Source organism: Streptomyces sp. NPDC097129, assembly GCF_055668065.1.
This window is the reverse complement of sequence record NZ_JBVOQE010000034.1, coordinates 1-4,223: the sequence shown is the minus strand read 5'-3', so window position 1 is coordinate 4,223 and position 4,223 is coordinate 1. Positions and strand designations below refer to the sequence as shown.

Genomic DNA, 4,223 nt, shown 5'->3' with positions numbered 1-4,223 from the left:
GGACAAAGCTTTTCATTCTGGTTTGGGTGTTGTGTATTACAAAACAGGTTTTCTTGAAGAACGAATTATTTTTATCGTAAGTACGTTGCTTTTGGTTGCCCAAGTAAGAGCGCTCAACTTTGAAAGCCTATTTAATTTAAACATTGTACAAGCAATTTCAAATGTGATCAAGAACGCGACTTCATTTATTGGATCTTAACTATTAGGAGGAATTTTATATGCCGGCTTTTACAAAAGAACAAATTAAACATGCGGAAGCAATTGATATTATAGATTATTGTGAGCAAAACGGAATCGATGTAAAGAGTGATAACGAACGTTATTACCGGCTAGTAGAACATGATAGTTGTGTGATAGACAGAAGAAAAAACGCATTTTATTGGAACAGCAGAGGAAAAGGCGGTAATGTGATTAACTTTGTTCAAGAAATCGAACAAACTAACTTTATGGGGGCTATGAACAGCCTATTAAATAAGGAGTATGAATATCAAAATAATAAAAACGTTAAGTTTATTAGTGAACCTTATGAGTATTCAGCAGAAAATGAAGTTGATACGTTTGATAAAGCAAGAGATTATCTTGTTAAAGAAAGAAAAATTGACAGTGCTATAGTGGAGTATCTTTACAATCAGGGAACCATTAAACAGGACAAAAAAAATAATGTTCTTTTTTTGTGGAAAGATTATGGAAATGTGATGGGATGCAGCGAACAAGGAACGGTCCACTATGATAAATTTAAAAGAGGGTCTTGGAAGTCTATACAGAAAAACTCAACGGCCAATTATGGATTTAACTTCCTTAATGGAGAACCAAAAAACTTAAAAATGTTTGAGTCTTCTGTAGATGCTTTGAGTTATGCGACTTTAAATAAAGGAAAAATTCAAGATACCTGGTTAATAAGTATGGAGGGCCTAAAATATAATACCGTACTTAATTACGTTATAAAGGCAAAGGAAAGGCTTGGAGATGCGCCTGATAATGTTTCTCTATGTGTAGATAATGATGCTGGTGGAAAAGCCTTTATAGAAAAATTAAGCATGATTCAGATTAAGCGAAAAGATGGCAGCATGTACGATTTTGACCATGAACTTCCTAATAATGAATCCGGTAAAGACTGGAATGAACAGTTAAAATTTGAGGTAAAACACCGAGAGCAAGAAAGACAGAAACAACAACATTTTTTTAATCAACAAAGAACTTAATTAATGCTCCAAATTAATAAAAAATAAAACGACAAAAAGCCAAACGGGGCTTACTCGTTCAGCTAAAATTTTATTTAATATTAGATTTGCAATGTATATCCATCCACCAATGTTTATTATAATCCTTATTTTATTCATGTATCATCCATAATTTCTATTATGACGTTTTAATATCTTGATAGCCCTCTGTATGCTGCTGGATAATTTGATCCTGTATTGTTAGGAGTAACTGTTAATTTGACACCTCTTATTTTCTTACGAAGAATTTGAATTGCCGACTCTTTCCACCAGGATTCTTTTTTATAACAGCAACAGCTATTACTGCATCAGTCAAGGGATTAGACGCGTACTTTAGCTAGCTTTTTGAATTATCCAAGTGGTCAACTACTTGTAGCACTTCTTTCTCTTTGAAGTATCTTATATAAGGTTTCAAACCAACAGTTGTTACAGCAGCTGTTGAATAGGAAGACTTGGTAACAGCTGATACATTTATGCTATTAGTTTTATTATACTCTAAAGACTTTTGAATTTCGGCAGTTCTAAAGTAATCGTTTTCTAATTTGGCAAGGTATTATTGTTCATGTGACTTAGGAACTTCAGTAAGGATATTTTGTTCATCATCTTATCCTAAATCACTTCGGTTTTATTTTGATAGTCCTATAATTCAGTCAACTTATGAAAATGTATTTGGAAAAGAGAGACAAAAAGTTATAGTTATACAAATAACCCCCTCCAATATGGAGGGGAAAACCAAATTTTAATTTCCGAATATTGGTTTTTAGAAAACATCATTCTTGATTTTATGGCTTAATTTTAATGGTTGCTTATTTATTTGTAATGTCTTATTTTATGGAATTGATAATATATCAGTATAGAAATCGAATGCATGAAACATTTTTACTTTTAATCCTTTTATTTTTGCAAACCTTGGGTTAATGGTTTCATTACTCCTCTTTTTCGTCCTCTCTCCTTAAAAATAATAGCTTAACCCAGGACCACTTTTCCACTTTTCCACTTTCACTCCTCTTGATGGACCTCTTTTTTCTTAGATTAAAACAATTTGTATTATATTGAACATTAAAAAAGGGGGTCAATATCAATAAAATGATCTTATTAACTTGAGGTTTAACAGGATAAATTAAATATTGTAGAATAATTTAAAGAACCTACAAAATAATAGACCTTGAAAATAGTGGATATGAAGTAATTGGAAAATCAATGGAGTTACCAAAAGAAGAGTGAGAAGGTGTTGCATACAGAATACCTAAAAATAGGGACCTTTGTTGAGGATAATATGAATTCCTAATTGGAAAAGTTGGATACGGAGTAGGACTATACATTTTAATGAGATTTTAAGAAGAGATGTTGTTTAAATTATCTTTTGAAATTTATAGATGTATCACCAACAGAAAAGAAAATACAGGTGGAATGTTAACTTTTACAAATTTAAGAATGGAAAGAAAAAAAGCTATACTTTTTTATTTTAAAGTATAACTACAGCTTTACATTTATTTTGAGCTTTAATGACGTCTTTGCCAAATTCTAACACTCGATGCAAATAGATACCCAGGTCCCATTGCTAACTCCCCAACAACATCTTTACTCTTATTACAAAAAGAGCAACTATCAATCAGTACAGTATTACCATAGGATGTATTGTTATTATCAGATGGCTATGAATTCTTTTCCAATGCATTATATAGTTCATCAATGACTTTTGTATCAATGTAGTCAAAATCACTTTTAAGCTTTATAGCAACTGTTGTATAGGCAATAGCCATACCTTCGTAAAAACGTTGGCTTTCTAATAAAGTACAACTTTTTGACTTTTCTTCACATAACGAGCTAAGTTGTTCTAATTCTAATATTATCTCTTCCAACTTAGCACCGGTAATAAATTCTTCTTGAGAATCTTCACTCATTTTTTTCACCACCTTTTATTAAGACATTTGTATACAATAATTATTCAATTTATTCTATAATAATGTGCCATTGGATTATTTCCTTCCTTTATCAGGTTCCTCTTTTTAGCTCCCCCTCGTACCTTTGTGCCGATGCTAGTTGAATTAAAGTTGACTAGTGGAAATTAATTTTAATGGACAATTCAGTACAGCTTAATTATGCCTACTAAGAAGTTCGGAGAATACTAGGTAATGTTGACAATCCATAATGCCTCCAGCAAGTGAAAGGGAAATATCAATTGTTGAGGAGAAGATGAAGGTTAAATTACCCAATTCCTATAAGGATTTACTGAGAGATAATAATGGTCTGTCTGTTGATGGTAGAATATTAATCTATGGCACACAAGATATAATGGAGAGAAATGAAACTTGGGAAACACAAGAAAATGCACAGGGTTATATTGCTATTGGTGACGATGTAGGTGGGAAAGTTTTTCTTATGCACCAAGGTGATAATGAGACCATGGTTTTAATGGTGATGGCGGGGATATGGTTCCCAAACATGCCCATTTGCTTACTTCAGATTTTACTCAATGGGTTCAAAAAGGATTCTTAATTAATTCAGATGAAACGGAAGATGTGTCAACTGGTCTAAAAATTGCGAAGTCGTTTTAATAGACACTCTTGATGGTGGATTAAAGGATTTAATAAAAATGAAAAGATACTTAAGGCTATATAGTGCAGCAGCCGATTTACTAAAGGATTCAAAGAAGCTCCATTTTATAATAGTAAAGGAGTTTCCATATGGATTAGCAAAGAAATTAGTTGGGAAAGTGGAGAATATTAAAATAAATCTTAGGGTTATGAAATAAAACTCCTTATTCATTATGAACTTATTAATACTATAGCTGAAAGCTCTGAACTAACAAAAAAAGAGTCAACTAAAGTAGTTGACTCTGAAATGGAAACAATCAAAACAGGAATGAAAAATGGTGAAAAAGTAAAAATCTTAGGGTTTAGTGCTTTTTCTGTCAGTGAACGTGTGTCTAGAAAGGGACGAAACCCTCAAACAAGTGAGGAAATTGAAATTGCAGCAAGTAAAGCACCTTTTAAAGCAGGA

At 32.1% G+C, this 4,223-nt stretch carries 5 protein-coding genes; 4 read left to right on the top strand and 1 reads right to left on the bottom strand.

Features of this window, described 5'->3' with window-relative positions; genetic code table 11:
• Together AC0B9F_RS37805 and AC0B9F_RS37800 are read left to right on the top strand one after the other, a co-directional pair.
• Positions 1–199: hypothetical protein (locus AC0B9F_RS37805; RefSeq protein ID WP_472010312.1), on the top strand; the 199-nt coding region annotated here is incomplete at its 5' end.
• Between the two features lie 19 nt (positions 200–218).
• On the top strand, positions 219–1,202 hold the full coding sequence (locus AC0B9F_RS37800) for a DUF3991 domain-containing protein (RefSeq protein WP_127742278.1): 984 nt from the start codon (positions 219–221) through the stop codon (positions 1,200–1,202).
• A 1,673-nt stretch (positions 1,203–2,875) separates the two neighbouring features.
• Here AC0B9F_RS37800 and AC0B9F_RS37795 read toward each other — a convergent pair.
• Complete coding sequence (locus tag AC0B9F_RS37795; RefSeq protein ID WP_235856718.1) at positions 2,876–3,124, bottom strand: hypothetical protein; 249 nt, start codon at positions 3,122–3,124, stop codon at positions 2,876–2,878.
• Between the two features lie 247 nt (positions 3,125–3,371).
• Between AC0B9F_RS37795 and AC0B9F_RS37790 the strand changes: the two genes are divergently transcribed.
• On the top strand, positions 3,372–3,719 hold the full coding sequence (locus AC0B9F_RS37790; RefSeq protein ID WP_356985781.1) for an SMI1/KNR4 family protein: 348 nt from the start codon (positions 3,372–3,374) through the stop codon (positions 3,717–3,719).
• 252 nt (positions 3,720–3,971) lie between these two features.
• Positions 3,972–4,223 (top strand): HU family DNA-binding protein (locus tag AC0B9F_RS37785; protein WP_472010314.1); only part of this gene is annotated, 252 nt, incomplete at its 3' end.

Bases quoted from the DNA above. Each gene is read 5' to 3' on its own strand.
- AC0B9F_RS37795 (WP_235856718.1), bottom strand. From the start codon at position 3,124: ATGAGTGAAGATTCTCAAGAAGAATTTATTACCGGTGCTAAGTTGGAA.
- AC0B9F_RS37800 (WP_127742278.1), top strand. From the start codon at position 219: ATGCCGGCTTTTACAAAAGAACAAATTAAACATGCGGAAGCAATTGAT.
- AC0B9F_RS37790 (WP_356985781.1), top strand. From the start codon at position 3,372: ATGCCTCCAGCAAGTGAAAGGGAAATATCAATTGTTGAGGAGAAGATG.